The organism is Burkholderia sp. Ed8 (assembly GCF_040761425.1).
Classification (GTDB): Bacteria; Pseudomonadota; Gammaproteobacteria; order Burkholderiales; family Burkholderiaceae; genus Burkholderia; species Burkholderia seminalis.
This window is the reverse complement of the sequence record NZ_CP142885.1, coordinates 1,720,467-1,738,482: the sequence shown is the minus strand read 5'-3', so window position 1 is coordinate 1,738,482 and position 18,016 is coordinate 1,720,467. Positions and strand designations below refer to the sequence as shown.

Below are 18,016 nucleotides of genomic sequence, written 5' to 3'. Positions count from 1 at the left end.
CCGCGCAACCGGCGATGGCCGGTCGGCGCGGTACGCCTGTCGGTTAGTCAGCGCTGGCGCGTCATCGTGCGATCGATCGCGCCGAATACCACGTCTTTATTAGACCAGTCGTCTAGAAACGAGCCAAATAAAACGACGGCGTCTCGCCGCATGGACAGCATCGCAGCACGAAATGGCATTTTCGCGTCCGTGTCGTCCACGCCCGAATACGTCGTCGCATTCATGAGGCCAGATGATAGGCCGGATTAGACCGGTCGTCTAGAAAAACGGGCATTCGCCCCTGCCGCCGTCATGGCCTTTCCATCACGCCCGATGCCGGACCCGGCCCGGCAACGCGCGCGGGGCCGATCGCGCCCCGCACCGTTCCCGTCCGGCTAGCCGCGCAGCGGGCCGTCGGTGTCGCCGGCCTCGATGGCCGGCGCCTCGAGCCGATGCGCGTGCACGCCGTCGCCCAGCAGCCGCAGCATGAGTTCCGCCAGCGCGCGCCCCGACGCATGCCCGGTCGGCTGCACGACGGCCGTCACGCGATACGGATGCGTGACGTCCGGCGGCACGCCGTCATAAACGATCAGCGACATGTCCGCGCCCAGGCGCAACCCGCTGTCGGCGAGCGCACGGAACGCGCCGCCGCCCGCGATGTTGTTGTCGACGAGCAGCGCCGTCGGCCGCTCGTCTCGCGCGAGCAATGCCCGCATGGCCTGCCACCCGCCATCGTGCGTGAACGGGCACTCGACGAGCAGCGCCGGATCGGGTTCGATGCCCGTTTCGCGCAACGCCGACAGAAAACCGGCGCGCCGCTGTGCGGCGAAATTCAGCACCAGCGGCGCGCTGATCATCGCGATGCGCCGATGCCCGAAGGCGATCAGCCTGCGCACCGCATCGCGCGCGCCGGCCTCGTTGTCGAAATCGAACCACGCGTACGGTTCGGTCGCCTGCGTGCGGCCGTACGCGACGTACGGAAACGCGCTCGATTGCAGGTACGCGATGCGCGGATCGTCGACGAGCGTGCGCGCGACGATCAGCCCGTCGACCAGTTTGCCGTCGACGATCCGCCGATAGGTCTCCAGCTCCGCGTTCGGTCGCGCGGACGCGATGATGAAATCGAGATTGCGCTCGGCGAGCCGCTCGGTCATGCCCGCGACAACCTCGCCGAAACGCGGATCGCCAAGATCGCCCGCACCGAACGGATAAACGATTCCGATCATGTCCGCTCGACCGGTCGCCAGCCGGCGCGCGGTCGGATCGGCCACGTAGCCCATTTCCCGCGCCGCCCGCGCGACGCGTTCGCGGGTTGCCTCGCTGACGTCGTCGTAACCGTTCAACGCGCGGCTGACCGTCGTGCGCGACAGCCCGAGCGCATCCGATAGCGCCTTCAGATTCACCTTCACCGTCGTTCCTCGCCCTTCATGCGCCGCACGGCATGCCGATTTGCGGCAATTGTTTCCTGTCGGTAGTGATTACCGTCAAATAATTATCTTTTGACGTCCAAACCGGTTTGAAATAGCATCCAAACCGGTTTGGACATCGATGCCCACTCAGCCGTTCACTTTCACCTTCCCAGGAAACGACGACGAGATGACATACTTTCCCTTTTTCCGCCCGGCGACGACCCGGCGTTTGCTGCTCGCTGGCGGCGCACTCGCCGCCTTCGCGTCCGTCGCGCACGCGCAGTCCGGCGGCACGGGCGCGCCCATGCCCACGCCTCACTCCCAGCAAGCCTACGATCCCGAAGGCAACTTCACGATGCGCTGGACGCGCGCGGACATCCGCCAGATCGTCGCGCAATCGCACACCGCCGGCGCCGACCGGAACTCGCTGCCGCAAGCGCTGACGATGCCGGACATCCCGCAGGATTTCCCGCTGATCAACTCGAACGTGTGGGTGTGGGACACCTGGCCGCTGGCCGACCTGCGCGCCAACCAGCTCAGCTACAAGGGCTGGGAGGTGATCTTTTCGCTCACCGCCGATCCGCACGCGGGCTACACGTTCGACGACCGTCACGTCCATGCGCGCATCGGCTTCTTCTACCGCCGCGCGGGCATCCCCGCGTCGCAGCGCCCCGCGAACGGCGGCTGGACCTGGGGCGGCCACCTGTTCCCGGACGGCGCAAGCGCCAGGGTGTTCGGCACCGCGCCGATGACCAACAACGCCGAATGGTCGGGCTCGGCTCGCCTCACGCACGGCGACAACGTCAGCCTCTACTACACCGCGACGTCGTTCAACCGCTCGGCGCCCGGCGGCGCCGACATCACGCCGCCGCAGGCGATCATCACGCGCACCGACGGCCACATCCATGCCGACGACAAGCACGTGTGGTTCAGCGGCTTCGACGATCACAAGGCGCTGCTGGAGCCGGACGGCAAGTACTACCAGACCGGCCAGCAGAACACCTACTTCTCGTTCCGCGATCCGTTCGTGTTCACCGACCCCGCGCATCCGGGCAAGACCTACATGGTCTTCGAAGGCAACACGGGCGGCCCGCGCGGCGCACGCACCTGTACCGACGCCGACCTGGGCTACGCGGCGAACGATCCGTACAAGGAGGATCTCAACGCGGTGATGAATTCGGGCGCAGTGTATCAAAAGGCCAATGTCGGCCTCGCGATCGCCACGAACCCGCAACTGACCGAGTGGAAGTTCCTGCCGCCTATCCTGTCGGCGAACTGCGTCGACGACCAGACCGAGCGGCCGCAGATCTACCTGAAGGACGGCAAGTACTACCTGTTCACGATCAGTCACCGCACGACGATGGCGGCCGGCGTCGACGGCCCGGACGGCGTGTACGGCTTCGTCGGCAACGGGATCCGCAGCGACTTCCTGCCGCTGAACGGCGGCAGCGGGCTCGTGCTCGGCAACCCGACCGACTTCTCCGCGCCGGCCGGTGCGCCGTATTCGCAGGATCCGAACCAGAACCCGCGCGAATTCCAGTCGTATTCGCACTACGTGATGCCGGGCGGGCTCGTCGAGTCGTTCATCGATGCGATCGGCCCGCGCCGCGGCGGCACGCTCGCGCCGACGGTGAAAGTGCGCATCAACGGCACGTCGACGGCGGTCGACCGCGCCTACGGAAGCGGCGGGCTCGGCGGCTACGGCGACATCCCCGCGAACCTGCCTGCAACCGGGGCCGGCCACAACGACGGCAGCAGCCAGGTCAATTAGGATAACCAACCACAAAGAAAGCCGGTAAAGCCCGGGGTCGAGGAGGCGCATATCGCGCGTGTCGCGTGTGCGCCTCCCTTTTTTTTCGAACACACGCGCGTGCCGCCGTCGAACGCGGCATGCGCCCCTTGCCCGCTTCGCCCGACGAAGCACGGTACCGCGCATGAATTCGACGTCTTTCCGCCTTACCTTCCGGATCGCCCGGTTGCTGCTCGCCTGCCTGGCGTGCTCGCAGGTCGCCGCCGCCCCGTGCGACGCACCGGCCGGCCAGGGCACGCCGCAATGGCGGCCCGCGCTTCACTACACGCCGCAGCGCAACTGGATGAACGATCCGAACGGGCTCGTCTACGACAACGGTCGTTATCACCTGTTCTATCAATACAATCCGCTCGGCAACGACTGGGGCAACATGTCGTGGGGCCATGCGACGAGCACCGATCTCGTCCACTGGCGCGAAGAGCCGGTCGCGATGCGCGCGAACGCATCGGAGGAAATCTTCTCCGGCTCGATCGTCGCCGACACGCTGAACACGTCCGGTCTCGGCAAACCGGGCCGCACGCCGCTCGTCGCGCTGTATACGAGCGTCTACAAGCCCGGCTCGGGTCACGCACCGGGCGTCCAGGCCCAGTCGCTCGCGTACAGCCTCGACCAGGGCACGACCTGGCAGCCGTATGCGCACAACCCGGTGCTCACGCTCGATCCGGAATCGAAGGAATTTCGCGACCCGAAAGTGTCGTGGTATGCGCCGGGCGGCTACTGGCTGATGACGACGGTCGTCGCCGACGCGCACGTCGTGAAGCTCTATCGCTCCGACGACCTGATCCACTGGAATTTCCTGAGCGACTTCACGCGGCCGGGCGTGCCGCACGACGGCGCGCTGTGGGAAATGCCGGACCTCGTGCCGCTGCCGCTCGACGACGATCCGCAACGCATCAGGTGGGTCATGATCGTCAACGTCAACCCGTGGTCGATCGCGGGCGGTTCCGGGGCGATGTATTTCGTCGGCGATTTCGACGGCCGCACGTTCGTGCCCGACCACATTGCGCCCGCCGGCTCCGATCCCGCGCAATTCCGCTGGGTCGATCACGGCGCGGACTTCTACGCGGCCGGCACGTTCTCGGGCGCGCCCGGCGCGCGGCCCGTCGCGATCGCGTGGATGAGCAACTGGGATTACGCGGCGAAAGCGCCGACTGCGCCGTGGCGCGGCGCGACCACCCTGCCGCGCGAACTGTCGCTGAAGACGATCGACGGCGAACCGACGCTCTTCGTCACGCCGGCCGCCGCATTCGATGCGTGGGCGGACAGCCGGCCCGTCGTGCACGCAGGCGACCTCACGGTCGACTCCGCGACGCGCGTGCTGCCGGCCGCGACGCGCGGCGTGGTCCAGCGCATCACGGTGACGATGGCGCCGCGGCAAGCGGCGCGCGCCGGCCTGATCGTCCGGGGTTCCGCAGACGGGTCGACCGGCACCCGGATCGTCTACGACACGGCGAAACGCACGCTGACGCTCGACCGTTCCCGCTCGGGCGAAACGCATTTCGCCGACAAGTTCAGCCGCGAACACATCGTGGACCTGCCGCTCGAGCGCGGCCAAGTGCGGCTCGAGATCGTCGTCGATCGCGGCTCGGTCGAAGTGTTCGCGAACGGCGGCCGCGTGGCGCTGACCGACCTGGTCTTTCCGCCGCTCGATGCGGACCGCGTCGCCGTGTTCGCCGAGCACGGCCGCGCGACATTCTCCGGGCTCACGGTGAGGCAGCTCGAAGCCGGCGCCTGCGCCGCCCGCTAGGCGCGGTTCGTCTGCTCCGTCCCGCGCGTGGCGGGGCTGTCCGCCCGGGCGCCGCGGCGCCCGGCGAATGGCCTTCGTCGGTGTCGCGGATCAGAGCAGGCCCATTCCGCCCGACGCGATGATTTCCGCGCCGACGATGAACGCCGATTCCGCCGCGCTCAGGTGCAGCACCGTCGACGCGATTTCTTCCGGCGTACCGAAACGACCGACCGGGACAAGGCCCTTGATCTTGTCGGCCGTCTCGTCGAGCGTCGCCGCATCGAGCCCGAGCTTGCCGTACAGCGGCGTCTGCACCGGTCCCGGGCTGACGACGTTCACGCGCACGCCGTGCGGCAACAGTTCCGTCGACAGCGTCTTCGCGAACGAATTGACGGCCGCCTTACTCGCCGCGTACACCGACGAGCCGGGCATCCCGATATGCGCGTTGATCGAACCGTTGATCACGATCGACGCGCCGCGGTTCAGCAGCGGCACCAGCGACTGGATCTGGAAATACGCGCCCTTCACGTTGGCGTTGAACACGAGGTCCCACATGGCCTCGTCGCTGTCGGCGAACGGCGCGAGCTTCGCGACGCCCGCGTTGATGAACACGGCGTCGAGCCGGGCGCCCGCCGTCGCGATCGCGTCGGCCAGCGCGCGCGCCGACGCGACGCTGCCGGCCTCGTTGCGGATCGCCAGCGCGCCTTCGCCGAGCGATTGCCGGGCGGCTTCCAGCGTCTGGGCGTCGCGCCCGGTGATGATGACCCGCGCGCCTTCGGCCGCGAATGCCTTAGCGGCCGCCAGGCCGATGCCGCTGTTGCCGCCCGTGACGAGGACCGTTTTTCCTTCGAAGCGTTGCATGATGTTCTCCTGTGAACCGGTGAGTTGACCGTGAACACAGGATGCGCCCGGCGTGCGGCCTTGCCGTACGACGGGCGCGACGAACATGTTCGAAAACATCGAACATGTTTGGGCGGCCGCTTCAGCCGACGACGTCGATCCCGTCGAGCAGCCGCTGCGCGAGGCGCGGCTCGCGCAGTTGCTCGAGCCACCATTGCAGCGCGCGGCCGTCGCGCTCGCCATGCCACGCCACGTACAGCAGGTTCGGCTCGCGCGGATCGGCCGTCTGTTTCTCGACCAGTTCGCCGCGCGCAAGCAGCGACGTGACACGCCGGCGCGGCACCCAGCCGACCCCGAGCGCGTCGCGCTGCGCGAGGATCTTCGCGCGCATCGACGGCACCGCGAGCACGGGCTGGCCGCCGAGCAGCCCGTACGCACGGCCGGCCGCGCGCCGCGACGAATCGGCGACGACGACCGCGCGATGCGCGCCGATCGCGTCGCGCGTCAGCACGCCGCCCGCGGCGGCCAGCGGATGGCGCGGCGACACCGCGAACACCCATTCCATCGCGCCGAGCTCGAACCATTTGAAGCCGGGAATCGCCGGCGGCTCGTTGGTCGCGCCGACCACCAGGTCCGCGCGGCCGTCGCGCAGCGCTTCCCAGGTGCCGCCGAGCACTTCGTGCGTGAAGCGCAGCGACACGCCGGAATCGAGCGCGTCGAACGCGCGGACGACCGGCAGCAGCGTGTCGAACTCCAGCACCTCGTCGCTGACGATCCACAGCCGGTCCTCCCAGCCGCTCGCGATCTGCCGGACGCGCTGCGTGAGCCGCGCGACGTCCAGCGCCAGCCGTGCCGCCTCGTCGGCCAGCACCTGTCCGGCCGGCGTGAGCTGCAGCCGGTAGCCGCGCCGGTCGAACAGCAGCGCGTCGAACCGCGTTTCGAGCTGGCGCGCCGCGTGCGACACCGTCGACGGCGCCTTGCCGAGCCGCGCGGCCGCACGCGACAGGCTGCCGGTGGCACGGATCGCGTCGAGCAGCGCCAGTTCGTCTTCGGACAGCATGAGGTCGCTCCAGGGGTAAGGGTGTCGTGGATCGTAAGGCAGCGGCGGCCTGCGGTCCAATCGCGCGATGCGGGCGGCGCTCGCGCCGGCACGCTGCCGATCCGTCCGCCGACTTCCGGTATCCTGATCGGCATTGAATCGTCACGATCGAGGTAACCACTGCGATGGACATCGCGATCCGCATCGAAGGCCGTCACGACCTGACGGGGCAGATCTTCCGGCAGCTGCGCACGGCGATCGTCGACGGGCGCCTCGAAGGCGGCGCGCGGCTGCCGTCGACGCGCGATCTCGCGAAACAGCTCGGCGTGTCGCGCAAGACGACGCTCGACGCGTTCGAGCGCCTCGTCGCCGAGGGCTACCTGACTACGCGCGCGGGCGACGGCACGTTCGTCGCGGACGGCCTCGCGCGCGTGCCGCACGCGGCGGCGATGCCGGCGCCGTCGATCGTCGACGCCACGCCGCGTGTCGATGCGGTCGACGCCCGCGCGCTGTGGAACGACCTGCCCGACGCGCTCGCGATGCCCGCGCCGCAGGATGCGCCGGGCTTCGACTTCCGCGGCGGCGTGACCGACAAGACGCTGTTCCCGTTCGACGCATGGCGGCGCTGCCTGCATCACGCGCTGCGCCAGCAGGCGCGCGGCCGCGGCCAGTATCACGACCCGGCCGGCGACCCGCAGCTGCGCGGCGCGATCGCGCGCTACGTCGCGTTCAGCCGCGCGGTCGCGTGCGGCTGGGACGACGTGCTCGTCACGCACGGCGCGCAACAGGCGCTCGACCTGCTCGCGCGTGTCGTCGTGCGGCCTGGCGACGTGGTCGCGGTCGAGGATCCCGGTTATCCGCCCGCGCGCGCCGCGTTCGCATCGCTCGGCGCGACCGTGATCGGCGTACCGGTCGACGCGCACGGCCTCGTCACCGGCCGCCTGCCCGACGAAACCCGGCTCGTCTACGTGACGCCGTCGCACCAGTTCCCGCTCGGGATGCCGATGACGCTGGAACGGCGCATCGCGCTGCTCGAATGGGCGCAGCGCCGCCGCGCGGTGATCATCGAGGACGACTACGACGGCGAATTCCGCTTCGAGGGCCGGCCGGTCGAATCGCTGAAGAGCCTCGACCGCACGGGCCTCGTCGCGTACGTCGGCACGTTCTCGAAGACGATCTTTCCCGAACTGCGGATCGGCTACGCGATTCCGCCGCGCGCGCTGCGCGGCGCGCTGGCCAAGGCGAAGCAGATCGTCGACTGGCACACCTGCACGCTGACGCAGGCGGCGCTCGCGCGCTTCATGCTCGAAGGCGATTTCGCCCGGCACCTGAAGCGCGTGCAGAAGCACTACGACGCGCGACGCAAGATGCTGATCGCGCATCTGCGCGGCGAACTCGCGCCGTGGTTCGACGCGATCGTGCCGACCGCCGGCATCCACCTCGCCGCGCACCTGAAGCCGGGCCTCGACGAAGCGGCACTGGTCCGCGCGGCGCGTGCGCAGGACATCGGCCTGTACGGAATCTCGGCGTTTCACGTCGGCGTGCCGGTGCGCGCGGGGCTGCTGTTCGGCTATGGCGGGATCGACGCGCTGCGCATCGACACGGCGCTCGCGAAACTGGCCGGGCTGCTCGGCGCGGGCGGGGCCGGCGGACCATCACTGGTTACCTGAATTTCCACGGAATTGGCTATTCAAGCAGGCCAGTCGGTTTCGTAAAGTGGGTCCTGTCGCGCCGCCCCGGCGCCACCCACCAAAAGGACCTGCCATGCAACCGCGCCTGAACTTCTATACCGCCAGCCCGAACGCCATCAAGGTGATGCGCAACGCCGAGGACTTCATCGCGAAGAGCTCGATCGAGAAGCCGCTCGCCGAACTCGTCCGCCTGCGCGCGTCGCAGATCAACGGCTGTGCATTCTGTGTCGACATGCACACGACCGACGCGCGCAAGGGCGGCGAAACCGACCGCCGTCTCGCGACCGTCGTAGTGTGGCGCGAAACGCCGTTCTTCACCGAGCGCGAACGCGCGGCGCTGGAATGGACCGAGGCGCTGACGCTGGTGGCCGACAACCACGTGCCGGACGCCGTCTGGGAAGCCGTCAAGCCGCACTTCACCGACGAGGAACTGTTCGACCTGTCGATGCTGATCGCGACGATCAACACGTGGAACCGCTTCGCGATCGCGTTCCGCAAGATGCCCGAGTAAGGAACCGGCAATGACCCGCTCCCCGCTCCATCGCACCGTTCTGGGCGCCGCGCTCGTGCTCGGCGCCGCGCTGCCGGCCGCCGCCTTCGCGCACGATGCCGGCGACAGCGTTCACGCGATCATGCAGCAGGCCGTGCCCGAAGCGCCCGGCAAGCGCGTCGTCGTCGCGACCGTCGACTATGCGCCCGGCCAGGCGTCCGCCCCACACCGGCACCTCGGCTCGGTGTTTGCCGTCGTGTCGAAAGGCGAAGTGCTGTCGCAGGTGAACGACGGCCCGCTGCGCCGCTACCGCGCCGGCGAGGGCTGGTACGAGGCACCCGGCTCGCGCCACCCGGTGTCGCGCAACGCAAGCGCGACCGAGCCCGCGCAGCTCGTCGTGTTCGGCCTGACCGGCGAGCACGAACCGCTGAAGTCGCCGATCGATCGGTAACCCCTTGGCGGGGCGCGTGCGCTACCGCTGGCGCGCGCCCGCTCGCCCTTTCCCCGTTAACTGCTCCCTACATGCCACCGGCGGCGCACTGCGTGCCGCGACGTGGCGCCCCGCGCGTCCGTGGCCGGATTCGACGCACGCCTGATCGAGATCAAGGGCGGCGAAAACCCTTCCTTGAAATTAACTAACTCATCAATTAGCGTCGATTTCATGAACGCGAAAGCCACCGTCGCCAGGCCGCGCGGGCGCCGCCCGTCGGTGGACGATTTCGACCTGCGCGGCCATATGCTCGACGTCGCGATCGCGTTGTTCGCCGAGCGCGGCATCGCCGCGACGACGGTCGCGCAGATCGCGGCGGCCGCCGGCGTCACGTCGGCGATGGTCCACTACTACTTCACGAACCGCGAGCAGTTGCTCGACGCGATCGTCGAGGAGCGGCTCGCGCAGGTCATCGCGTTCGTGTGGCGGCCGACCGAACCGCGGATCGAGAACGATCCGTTCGCGCTCGTCGCCGAACTCGTCGACCGCTTCTTCGACGTCACGCACCGCATGCCGTGGCTGCCGTCGATCTGGCTGCGCGAGATCGTCCACGAAGGCGGGTTGCTGCGCGAGCGGATGGTCCGGCGCATCCCGCTCGACCATATCGGCGGCTTCGCCGAACGCATTCGCGCCGCGCAGCAGGCCGGCACGCTGAATCCGGCGCTCGAACCGGCGTTCCTGTTCCACTCGATCATCGCGCTCGTGATGCTGCCGCTCGCCACCGCGAAGCTGTGGCACAGCGCGCGCGGCCTGCCGCCGATCGACCGCGACACGTTGCACCGGCACGTGCGCGCGCTGCTCGGCTCGGGCATGCAGCCGCCCGCGGCCGCGCCGCGCGCACGCGGCCCGTCGCCGCGGAGGCCATCGTGAACGCGACCCGCTCGCGCCTGCCGGCGCTGGCCGCCGCGATCGCACTGCTCGCCGGCTGCGAACGCTCGACGGGTAGCGGCACGACCTACCAGGGTTATGTCGAAGGCGAATTCGTGTACCTGTCGTCGTCGCAGTCGGGCACGCTCACGCAACTGGCGGTCGAGCGGGGTCAGGCCGTCGCCGCCGGCACGCCGGCGTTCTCGCTCGAAGCCGTCAGCGAAACGGCCTCGCTGCGCCAGGCGCAGCATCAGCTCGAGGCCGCACGCGCGCAGCTGGCCGACCTGCAGACCGGCAAGCGTCCGCCGGAAATCGCCGTCACGCAGGCGCAGCTCGCGCAGGCCAGCGCACAAGCTGCGCGGGCCGCCGCGCAACTCGCGCGCGACGAACGCCAGTACGCGGCCGGCGGCCTGTCGAAGCAGCAACTCGACGATTCGCGCACGGCCGCGCAGACGACGGCCGCGCAGATGCGCGAGCTGCAAAAGCAGGTCGACGTCGCGCGCCTGCCGGGCCGCGCGCAACAGGTCGCCGCGCAAGCCGCACAGGTCGACGCCGCGCAGGCGGCCGTGGCCGAAGCGCAATGGAAGCTCGACCAGAAGCGCGTTGCCGCGCCGGGCGCCGGACGCGTGTACGACACGCTGTACCGCGTCGGCGAATGGGTGCAGGCCGGCAACCCGGTCGTGCAGATGTTGCCGCCGCAGAACCTGAAGGTGCGCTTCTTCGTGCCGGAAGCGGCCATCGCCTCGCTCGCGCCGGGGCACACGGTCGCGATCCATTGCGACGGCTGCGCGGCCGACGTGCCCGCGCGCATCACCTATGTGTCGAGCGAGGCCGAATACACGCCGCCCGTGATCTACAGCAACGAGAGCCGCACCAAGCTCGTGTTCATGATCGAGGCGCGCCCCGCCGCCGCCGATGCGCCGAAGCTGCATCCGGGCCAGCCCGTCGCCGTGAGCGTGCGATGAACGCGCCGCCCGCCCCGTACGCGATCGACGTCGACCGGTTGAACAAGCGGTTCGGCGACAAGCACGTCGTGAAGGACGTGTCGCTGCGCGTCGCGCGCGGCGAGATCTTCGGTTTTCTCGGACCGAACGGCAGCGGCAAGACGACGTCGATCCGGATGATGTGCGGATTGCTCACGCCGGATGCGGGCAGCGGAACCTGCCTCGGCTACGACATCGTGCGCGACAGCGCGCAGATCAAGCGGCGCGTCGGCTACATGACGCAGCGCTTCTCCTACTGGGAAGACCTGTCGATCCGCGAGAACCTCGACTTCGTCGCCCGCGTGTACGGGATGCGCGACCGCAAGGCGGCCGTCGCGCGCGCGCTCGACGGGCTCGGCCTCGCGAGCCGCGCCGACCAGCTCACGGGCGCGCTGTCGGGCGGCTGGAAGCAGCGCCTCGCGCTGGCCGCGTGCATGCTGCACGAGCCCGAGCTGCTGCTGCTCGACGAGCCGACCGCCGGCGTCGACCCGGCCGCGCGCCGCGATTTCTGGGAGGAGCTGCACCGGCTCGCCGCGCGCGGGATCTCGGTGCTCGTCAGCACGCACTACATGGACGAGGCCGAGCGCTGCCACAAGCTCGCGTACATCGCGTACGGCGAACTGCTCGCGCAGGGCACGTCGGCCGAGATCGTCGCATCGCAAGGGCTTGCGACCCGCGCGATCGCCGGCGAGCACCTGACCGAATTGTCCGCGCGGCTGCGCACGATGCCGGGCGTCGACCAGACGGTCGTGTTCGGCTCGGCGCTGCACGTGAGCGGCCGCGACCGCGCGCGGCTCGACGCGACGCTCGAACAGGTCGCCCGCGATACGCCGCTGCAGGTCGTGCCGATCGACACCGGGCTCGAGGACGTGTTCATCTACATGATGGGCCGCGCGTCCGCGCCGCCCGGCCGGGTGTCGCCATGAACGCGTGGGCGGGCCTGCGTGAATCGTTCTCGGTCGCGCGCTGGTGGAGCATCGTGCTGAAGGAGTTCCTGCAGCTGCGCCGCGATCGCGTGACCTTCGCGATGATCGTCGGCGTGCCGATCATCCAGCTCGCGCTGTTCGGCTTCGCGATCAACACCGATCCGAAGCACCTGCCGACCGCCGTGATCGTCGCCGACGGCAGCCCGTTCGCGCGCAGCTTCATCGCCGCGATGCGCAATTCCGCGTACTTCGACATCGTCGACACCTTGCCCGACGAGGCGGCCGGCCGCCGTGCGCTCGCACGCGGCGACGTGCAGTTCGTGCTGAGCGTGCCGGCCGATTTCTCGCGGCGGCTGCTGCGCGGCGAGCGCCCGGCGCTGCTGGTCGAGGCGGACGCGACCGACCCCGTCGCCACGGCGTCGGCGATCGGCGCGCTGCCGGGCCTCGTGCAACCGGTCGCCAACAAGGACCTGACGGGGCCGCTCGCGCACCTGAACGGCCGCCCGGCCGCGTTCGACGTCGTGCTGCACCGGCTGTACAACCCGGAAGGCATCACGCAGTACAACGTCGTGCCGGGCCTGATGGGCGTGATCCTGACGATGACGATGGTGATGATGACGGGTCTCGCGATCACGCGCGAACGCGAGCGCGGCACGATGGAGAACCTGCTCGCGACGCCCGTGCGGCCGCTCGAGGTGATGACGGGCAAGATCGTCCCGTACGTGCTGATCGGGCTGATCCAGGTGTCGATCATCGTCGCCGCGTCGCGCTTCGTGTTCGACGTGCCGTTCGTCGGCGGCGTGTTCGCGCTGTACCTGTCGGCACTGCTGTTCATCGCCGCGAACCTGACGGTCGGCATCACGCTGTCGTCGCTCGCGCAGAACCAGTTGCAGGCGATGCAGCTCGCGGTGTTCTACTTCCTGCCGAACATCCTGCTGTCGGGTTTCATGTTCCCGTTCGCCGGCATGCCGAAGTGGGCGCAGGTCATCGGCAACCTGCTGCCGCTCACCTACTTCAACCGCCTCGTGCGCGGCATCCTGCTGAAAGGCAACGGCTGGGCCGACCTGTGGCCGTCCGTGTGGCCGGTCGCGCTGTTCACCGTCGTCGTGATGGGCGTCGCGCTGCGCTTCTACCGGCGCACGCTCGATTAGGCCGCATGCGATGACACCGGCCCCGCATCACCCCTTCCGCACTGCCGCCGGCTGCGCATTGGCCGCCGCGGCGCTGCTCGTCGCCGGATGCGCGGTCGGGCCGGACTTCCGCCCGCCCGCCGCACCGGCCGCGCGGCAGTACACGCGCGGCGAGCTGCCCGCGACGACGGCCGCCGCCAGCGGCCCGGCCGGCGACGCGCAGATTTTCTCGTCGGCCGACCACACGCCGCGGCGCTGGTGGACACGGTTCGGCTCCGAACCGTTGAACCGGCTCGTCGACACCGCGTGGCAAAACAGTCCGACGCTCGCCGAAGCCCGCGCGCGGCTCGACGAAGCGCGGCAGAACCATGCGGCCGAAGCCGGCGCGACGATGCTGCCGCGTGTCGACGCGAACCTGTCCGCCACGCGCGAGCAAGTCGATACCACCGCGTTCGGGCTGCCGGCCAACGTGCCGAACCCCGGGCCGTTTACGCTGTACGACGCGTCGGTCAGCGTGTCGTACGCGCTCGATGTGTTTGGCGGCAACCGGCGCGCGCTCGAAGCACTGCGTGCGCAGGTCGACTATCAGGCCTACACGCTCGACGCCGCACGGCTGACGCTTGCGGGCAACGTCGTCGCCACCGCGATCCTGCGCGCCTCGCTCGCGCAACAGGTCGCGCTCACGCGGCAGCTCGTCGACGCGCAGGCGCGGCAGTTGCGCATCGTCGAAGCGCGTTATGCGGCAGGCGGCGTGTCGCAAGCCGACGTGCACGCGCAACGCGCGCTGCTCGCGCAGACGCAGGCGTCGCTGCCGCCGCTCGCGGCCCGCCTCGGGCAGGCCGGCCACCGGCTCGCGATCCTGCTCGGCGCGGCGCCATCGGATGCCGTGCTGCCCGAACTCGCGCTCGATGCGCTGGCGCTGCCGCGCGCGCTGCCCGTCGCGCTGCCGTCGACGCTCGCCCGCGAACGACCCGACATCCGCGCGGCGGAAGCCGTGCTGCATCAGGCGAGCGCGAACGTCGGCGTGGCCACCGCGAACCTGTATCCGCGTTTCTCGATTTCGGCGGGAATCGGTTCGGAGCGCACGCGCATCGCGGATATCGTCGGCGGGCTCAATGTATGGAATGTCGGCCTCGGTCTCACGCAGCCGCTTTTCCACGGCGGCGAACTGCGCGCGAGAAAGCGCGCGGCGGAGGCGGCCTACGACGCGGCATTCGCGAGTTATCGGGAAACCGTATTGCTGGCGCTTCAACAGGTGGCCGACGCGATGCGCGCGGTCGAACACGATGCGGCCGCCTTGCAGGCGCGGGACACGGCCGCACGGGAAGCGGCCGCCACCCATGCGATTGCCGGCGACCGCTACATGGCGGGCGGGATCGGCACGTTCGAGCTGCTCGATGCACAGCGGCAGGCGCTGCAGACGGCGCTCGACCGCACGCGCGCGCAGGCCGACCGGCTGGCCGATACGGCGGCGCTGTTCCAGGCGCTGGCGGGGAACTGGACGGACGAGACGGTGAAATGAACGAGACGGCAGCACCCATGAAAAAACCGGCCCGAAGGCCGGTTTTTTCGTACCGCATGCCGCAAGCGGCGCTCGCGCGCCGCGCGACATCAGAAGCGGTGGATCAGGCCGACGCCGACGCCGATCTGGTTCTGCTTCGAACCTGCGCCCACGCCGTCGCCGATCGACGTCGTGGCCACCTGGACGCCGCCAGTCTTGCTCAGCGTGTTGCCGCTGGCGTGCTGGTAAGCCTCGACCGCGTACAGGCCCGTGCGCTTCGACAGGCTGTAGTACTGCGACAGCGTGACCTGGTGGTACTTGGCCGAGCTCGTGATGCCGTTCGACTGCGTTGCCGCCGTGTACGAGTAGCCCGCCGCGAAGTCCCACTGAGCCGCTGCCTTCCAGTGCAGCACGGCGCCAGCCGTGTTGAAGATCGCCGTGTTGCGGAACGACGAACCGACGCCCGGCGTGTACTGGACGTTCGAGTACGACGCCGAAATGTCCCATGCCGGCGTGAACTGGTAGCCCGCCGTCACGGCGACACGTTGCTGCGATTGCGCGGTCGCGTAGCCGTTGTTGATCGACGAGACTGCCGGCTGGTTGCCGTCGCCCGTTGCCGTCAGGCCGTTCTGGACCGTCGAGTTCGCGCCCCACGCGCCGCCACCCAGCGTCGCGTTGTTGACCTTCTGGTAGCCGACCGCGATGCCTGCCGGGCCGTTCAGGTACTGGATCGCCGCGCTCCACGTCGAGCCGCGGTTCGTCGCGCCTGCCACGCCGCCGAACGAGTACGAACCGCCGACCGTGAAGCCGTAGAACTTCGGCGACATGTAGACGAGCGAGTTGTTCGCGCGGTAGCTGGTATCCAGCGAATCGATATCGCCCGGGTGCGCGCCGTAATAGCCGGTCAGCCAGGTCGTCGGGCTGTACGGCGACAGCAGCGTGTAGTACGCGGTGTACTGGCGGCCGGCCGTCAGCGTACCGTACGTGGCGTTGGTCATCCCGACCCATGCCTGACGCGTGAAGATGCCGTTGGTCCACTGCGACGAGCCGTTAGCCGTGTTGACGCCGGCTTCCAACTGGAAAATCGCCTTCGTGCCGCCGCCGAGATCTTCGCTGCCCTTCAGGCCGAAGCGGCTGCCTGCCCACACGCCCGTGGACATTTGCACCTTCGAGTGACCACCCGAGACCGCGCCGGTGCTCGACGAGTTGTTCTGCCAAGCGATACCGTTGTCGACGATACCGTACAGGGTCACGCTGCTCTGGGCGTGGGCGGCGGTAGCGGCTGCAAGGCCCACTGCCGTCATGGCGAAAGCGACGCGCTTTTTCATTGATTCTCCGTCCTCAAAGAATGATTTCTTTTCTGGTGTGGTTTTATGACTGACACATGTGCGAGTACATGCCGACGCGATTCTGACGGATTACCAATCGTTTCCCAACATGTGCAGTCGGTCATCGTATGATCGACGCAACGCGCGGGTTCACCAAGCGGTTACATAACACCTGAAAACGCTTACGCGGTGGGCCTTTCCGGCATTTCCCGGTGAAAACCCTAGCTTTACATTTTTACTGGTGCAACACGACCGTCCGATGTTGTCAGACGCCTTCGGCAAAAAATCATCTTACAAATGCGCGATCGCAGCTGACGCCGCGATTCACGCCGCCGCGCAGGATCGCTGACGTTCATGACACCCATGTTTCGCGAAACGAAATCATGAAAACGTTTCAGTTCGTGTGGGGAAAATCGGACAGGACGGGCCCGGCGAACGCGGGCCGAAGGGGATGCCGGCGCGCCGCGCCGGCGCGTGTCAGCGCGATGCCGGGCCGGCGAGCCGCGCGGCCACCGCGTCCGCCAGCGCGGTCGTGCGCGCCCGGATCGCCGCGTTCGAACCGACCAGCGCGAGCGACGACGCCATGATCCGGTAGATGCGCTTTCTCGGCACCTTGGCCTGCTTGGCCGGATCGAGCCAGGCATCGTGGCCGGCCAGCAGCTCGAGCGTTTCGAGGCCGATCATGATCGGCCACAGGCACGCGAGCCGCAGCCGCACGAAACGGCGCGGGATCGCGAGTGTGTACCGGCAGGCGTCGCGATACTGGTCGAGCGTCACGCGCAACAGGTCGACCAGCACGCCGCGCGCGCGCGCCGACGCGTCCGGTTCCATCAGGTCGGCCACGCTCACCCCGTGCGCGCCCAGCACGTCGTCAGGCAGATAGCAGCGGCCGATGCGCAGGTCCTTCGCGCAGTCGCGCAGGATGTTGGTCATCTGCAGCGCCTTGCCGAACCGGATGCCCTTCCCGCGCATGTCCGGCAGGTCCCAGCCGCGCGCGGCGCGCGTGTGCGCGCCCGTCATGTCGGTCCAGAACTCGCCGACGCAGCCGGCGACGAGGTACGTGTAGCGGTCGAGCGCGTCGCGCGTCGGCAGCGACGCGACCTGCCCCGACTGCTCGTCGGGGAACGTGCGCAGGTCGAATTCCATCCCCGACGTGAGCGTCGCGACGACCTTGCGGATCGACGCGCGATCCGCATCCGGCTGCGCGCGCAACAGCGCGAGCATCGGCACCATCGAGCCGAGCAGCACATGCTCGTGCGAATCGGTCTGCATCCGCGTCACGTCCTCGAGCGCGCGCGACAACGCCACGCCGTCGCCGAGGCGCTCGATCTCGTCGCGCAGGCCGGTCAGCAGCGCCGCACGGCGATCGGGCGCGACGAGCGCGGTGTCGGCGATCGTGTCGGCCGCGCGCGCGAGCAGGTACGCGAGGCCGACCGGGTCGCGCATGCCGTCGGGCAGCACGCGCAGCGTCAGGTAGAAGGAGCGGGAAACGTTCTTCAGCAGGTCGCCGAGCAGGAAGGCGGAATCGGTTCGAGTCGTCATGGGTCGGGGAAAATCGGCCGGCGCGGGCCCCGGACGCCCACGGGCGCCGGGCGCCCGCGCCGGCCGCGAGTCGCCGCATCGTCGCGTCAGGCGGGCGTCCGCCCCGGCGCGGCGATGCAAAATTCCCGCAAGTTTAGTGCATCCGGCGCGCGGGCCGCCGGCGGCGGCCGGATCGCGGCGCCCGCCAGGCCATCGTCGACGCCCCCGCCACGCGCATCGCGACCTGAAAAAGCAGAATGGAAAGGTCGAAGTAATACATATGTAA

General features: G+C 69.1%; 16 protein-coding genes. 10 read left to right on the top strand and 6 right to left on the bottom strand.

Features of this window, described 5'->3' with window-relative positions; translation table 11 throughout:
• Positions 1 to 47: 47 nt before the first annotated feature.
• Together VXM69_RS07950 and VXM69_RS07945 are read right to left on the bottom strand one after the other, a co-directional pair.
• Positions 48 to 224, bottom strand: coding sequence for a hypothetical protein (locus VXM69_RS07950; RefSeq protein ID WP_367188376.1), 177 nt, complete (start codon positions 222 to 224; stop codon positions 48 to 50).
• A 150-nt stretch (positions 225 to 374) separates the two neighbouring features.
• A complete protein-coding gene (locus VXM69_RS07945) occupies positions 375 to 1,388 on the bottom strand; it encodes a substrate-binding domain-containing protein (protein WP_124608386.1) in 1,014 nt (337 codons plus the stop codon).
• Positions 1,389 to 1,575: 187 nt separating this feature from the next.
• Between VXM69_RS07945 and VXM69_RS07940 the strand changes: the two genes are divergently transcribed.
• On the top strand, positions 1,576 to 3,159 hold the full coding sequence (locus VXM69_RS07940; RefSeq protein ID WP_034191500.1) for a glycoside hydrolase family 68 protein: 1,584 nt from the start codon (positions 1,576 to 1,578) through the stop codon (positions 3,157 to 3,159).
• Positions 3,160 to 3,322: 163 nt separating this feature from the next.
• Positions 3,323 to 4,945: a glycoside hydrolase family 32 protein gene (locus tag VXM69_RS07935; protein ID WP_367188375.1), complete on the top strand. Its 1,623-nt coding sequence runs from the start codon at positions 3,323 to 3,325 to the stop codon at positions 4,943 to 4,945.
• A 90-nt stretch (positions 4,946 to 5,035) separates the two neighbouring features.
• On the opposite strand, the gene VXM69_RS07930 is transcribed toward VXM69_RS07935, so the two are convergent.
• Together VXM69_RS07930 and VXM69_RS07925 are read right to left on the bottom strand one after the other, a co-directional pair.
• Complete coding sequence (locus tag VXM69_RS07930; protein ID WP_367188374.1) at positions 5,036 to 5,785, bottom strand: SDR family oxidoreductase; 750 nt, start codon at positions 5,783 to 5,785, stop codon at positions 5,036 to 5,038.
• Between the two features lie 121 nt (positions 5,786 to 5,906).
• Positions 5,907 to 6,824 carry a LysR family transcriptional regulator gene (locus VXM69_RS07925; RefSeq protein ID WP_034191502.1) on the bottom strand — a complete coding sequence of 306 codons (918 nt, stop codon included), beginning with the start codon at positions 6,822 to 6,824 and terminating at the stop codon, positions 5,907 to 5,909.
• Positions 6,825 to 6,988: 164 nt separating this feature from the next.
• On the opposite strand from VXM69_RS07925, the gene VXM69_RS07920 reads away from it, so the two are divergent.
• The 8 genes from VXM69_RS07920 (at position 6,989) to VXM69_RS07885 (ending at position 14,902) form a co-directional block, all read left to right on the top strand.
• Positions 6,989 to 8,473, top strand: a complete 1,485-nt coding sequence (locus VXM69_RS07920) for a PLP-dependent aminotransferase family protein (protein ID WP_367188373.1) — start codon at positions 6,989 to 6,991, stop codon at positions 8,471 to 8,473.
• Between the two features lie 94 nt (positions 8,474 to 8,567).
• Positions 8,568 to 9,005 carry a carboxymuconolactone decarboxylase family protein gene (locus VXM69_RS07915; RefSeq protein ID WP_049032701.1) on the top strand — a complete coding sequence of 146 codons (438 nt, stop codon included), beginning with the start codon at positions 8,568 to 8,570 and terminating at the stop codon, positions 9,003 to 9,005.
• A gap of 10 nt (positions 9,006 to 9,015) precedes the next feature.
• Positions 9,016 to 9,435, top strand: a complete 420-nt coding sequence (locus VXM69_RS07910; RefSeq protein ID WP_049032703.1) for a cupin domain-containing protein — start codon at positions 9,016 to 9,018, stop codon at positions 9,433 to 9,435.
• A gap of 210 nt (positions 9,436 to 9,645) precedes the next feature.
• Positions 9,646 to 10,344 carry a TetR/AcrR family transcriptional regulator gene (locus VXM69_RS07905; RefSeq protein WP_034191506.1) on the top strand — a complete coding sequence of 233 codons (699 nt, stop codon included), beginning with the start codon at positions 9,646 to 9,648 and terminating at the stop codon, positions 10,342 to 10,344.
• A complete protein-coding gene (locus VXM69_RS07900) occupies positions 10,341 to 11,306 on the top strand; it encodes an HlyD family secretion protein (protein WP_367188372.1) in 966 nt (321 codons plus the stop codon). Before VXM69_RS07905 ends, VXM69_RS07900 begins: the two co-directional genes overlap by 4 nt.
• Positions 11,303 to 12,250 carry an ABC transporter ATP-binding protein gene (locus VXM69_RS07895; protein WP_034191508.1) on the top strand — a complete coding sequence of 316 codons (948 nt, stop codon included), beginning with the start codon at positions 11,303 to 11,305 and terminating at the stop codon, positions 12,248 to 12,250. The genes VXM69_RS07900 and VXM69_RS07895 overlap by 4 nt, the downstream gene beginning before the upstream one ends.
• On the top strand, positions 12,247 to 13,401 hold the full coding sequence (locus VXM69_RS07890) for an ABC transporter permease (protein ID WP_059556470.1): 1,155 nt from the start codon (positions 12,247 to 12,249) through the stop codon (positions 13,399 to 13,401). The genes VXM69_RS07895 and VXM69_RS07890 overlap by 4 nt, the downstream gene beginning before the upstream one ends.
• Positions 13,402 to 13,411: 10 nt before the next feature.
• Positions 13,412 to 14,902, top strand: coding sequence for an efflux transporter outer membrane subunit (locus VXM69_RS07885; RefSeq protein WP_367188371.1), 1,491 nt, complete (start codon positions 13,412 to 13,414; stop codon positions 14,900 to 14,902).
• An 89-nt stretch (positions 14,903 to 14,991) separates the two neighbouring features.
• Here VXM69_RS07885 and VXM69_RS07880 read toward each other — a convergent pair whose 3' ends face one another.
• Both VXM69_RS07880 and VXM69_RS07875 read right to left on the bottom strand, forming a co-directional pair.
• The gene (locus VXM69_RS07880) at positions 14,992 to 16,209 is read right to left on the bottom strand and encodes a porin (protein WP_049034896.1); all 1,218 of its coding nucleotides are present in this window, start codon (positions 16,207 to 16,209) and stop codon (positions 14,992 to 14,994) included.
• Positions 16,210 to 16,686: 477 nt separating this feature from the next.
• Positions 16,687 to 17,751: a phytoene/squalene synthase family protein gene (locus tag VXM69_RS07875; RefSeq protein WP_367188370.1), complete on the bottom strand. Its 1,065-nt coding sequence runs from the start codon at positions 17,749 to 17,751 to the stop codon at positions 16,687 to 16,689.
• Positions 17,752 to 18,016: the final 265 nt, after the last annotated feature.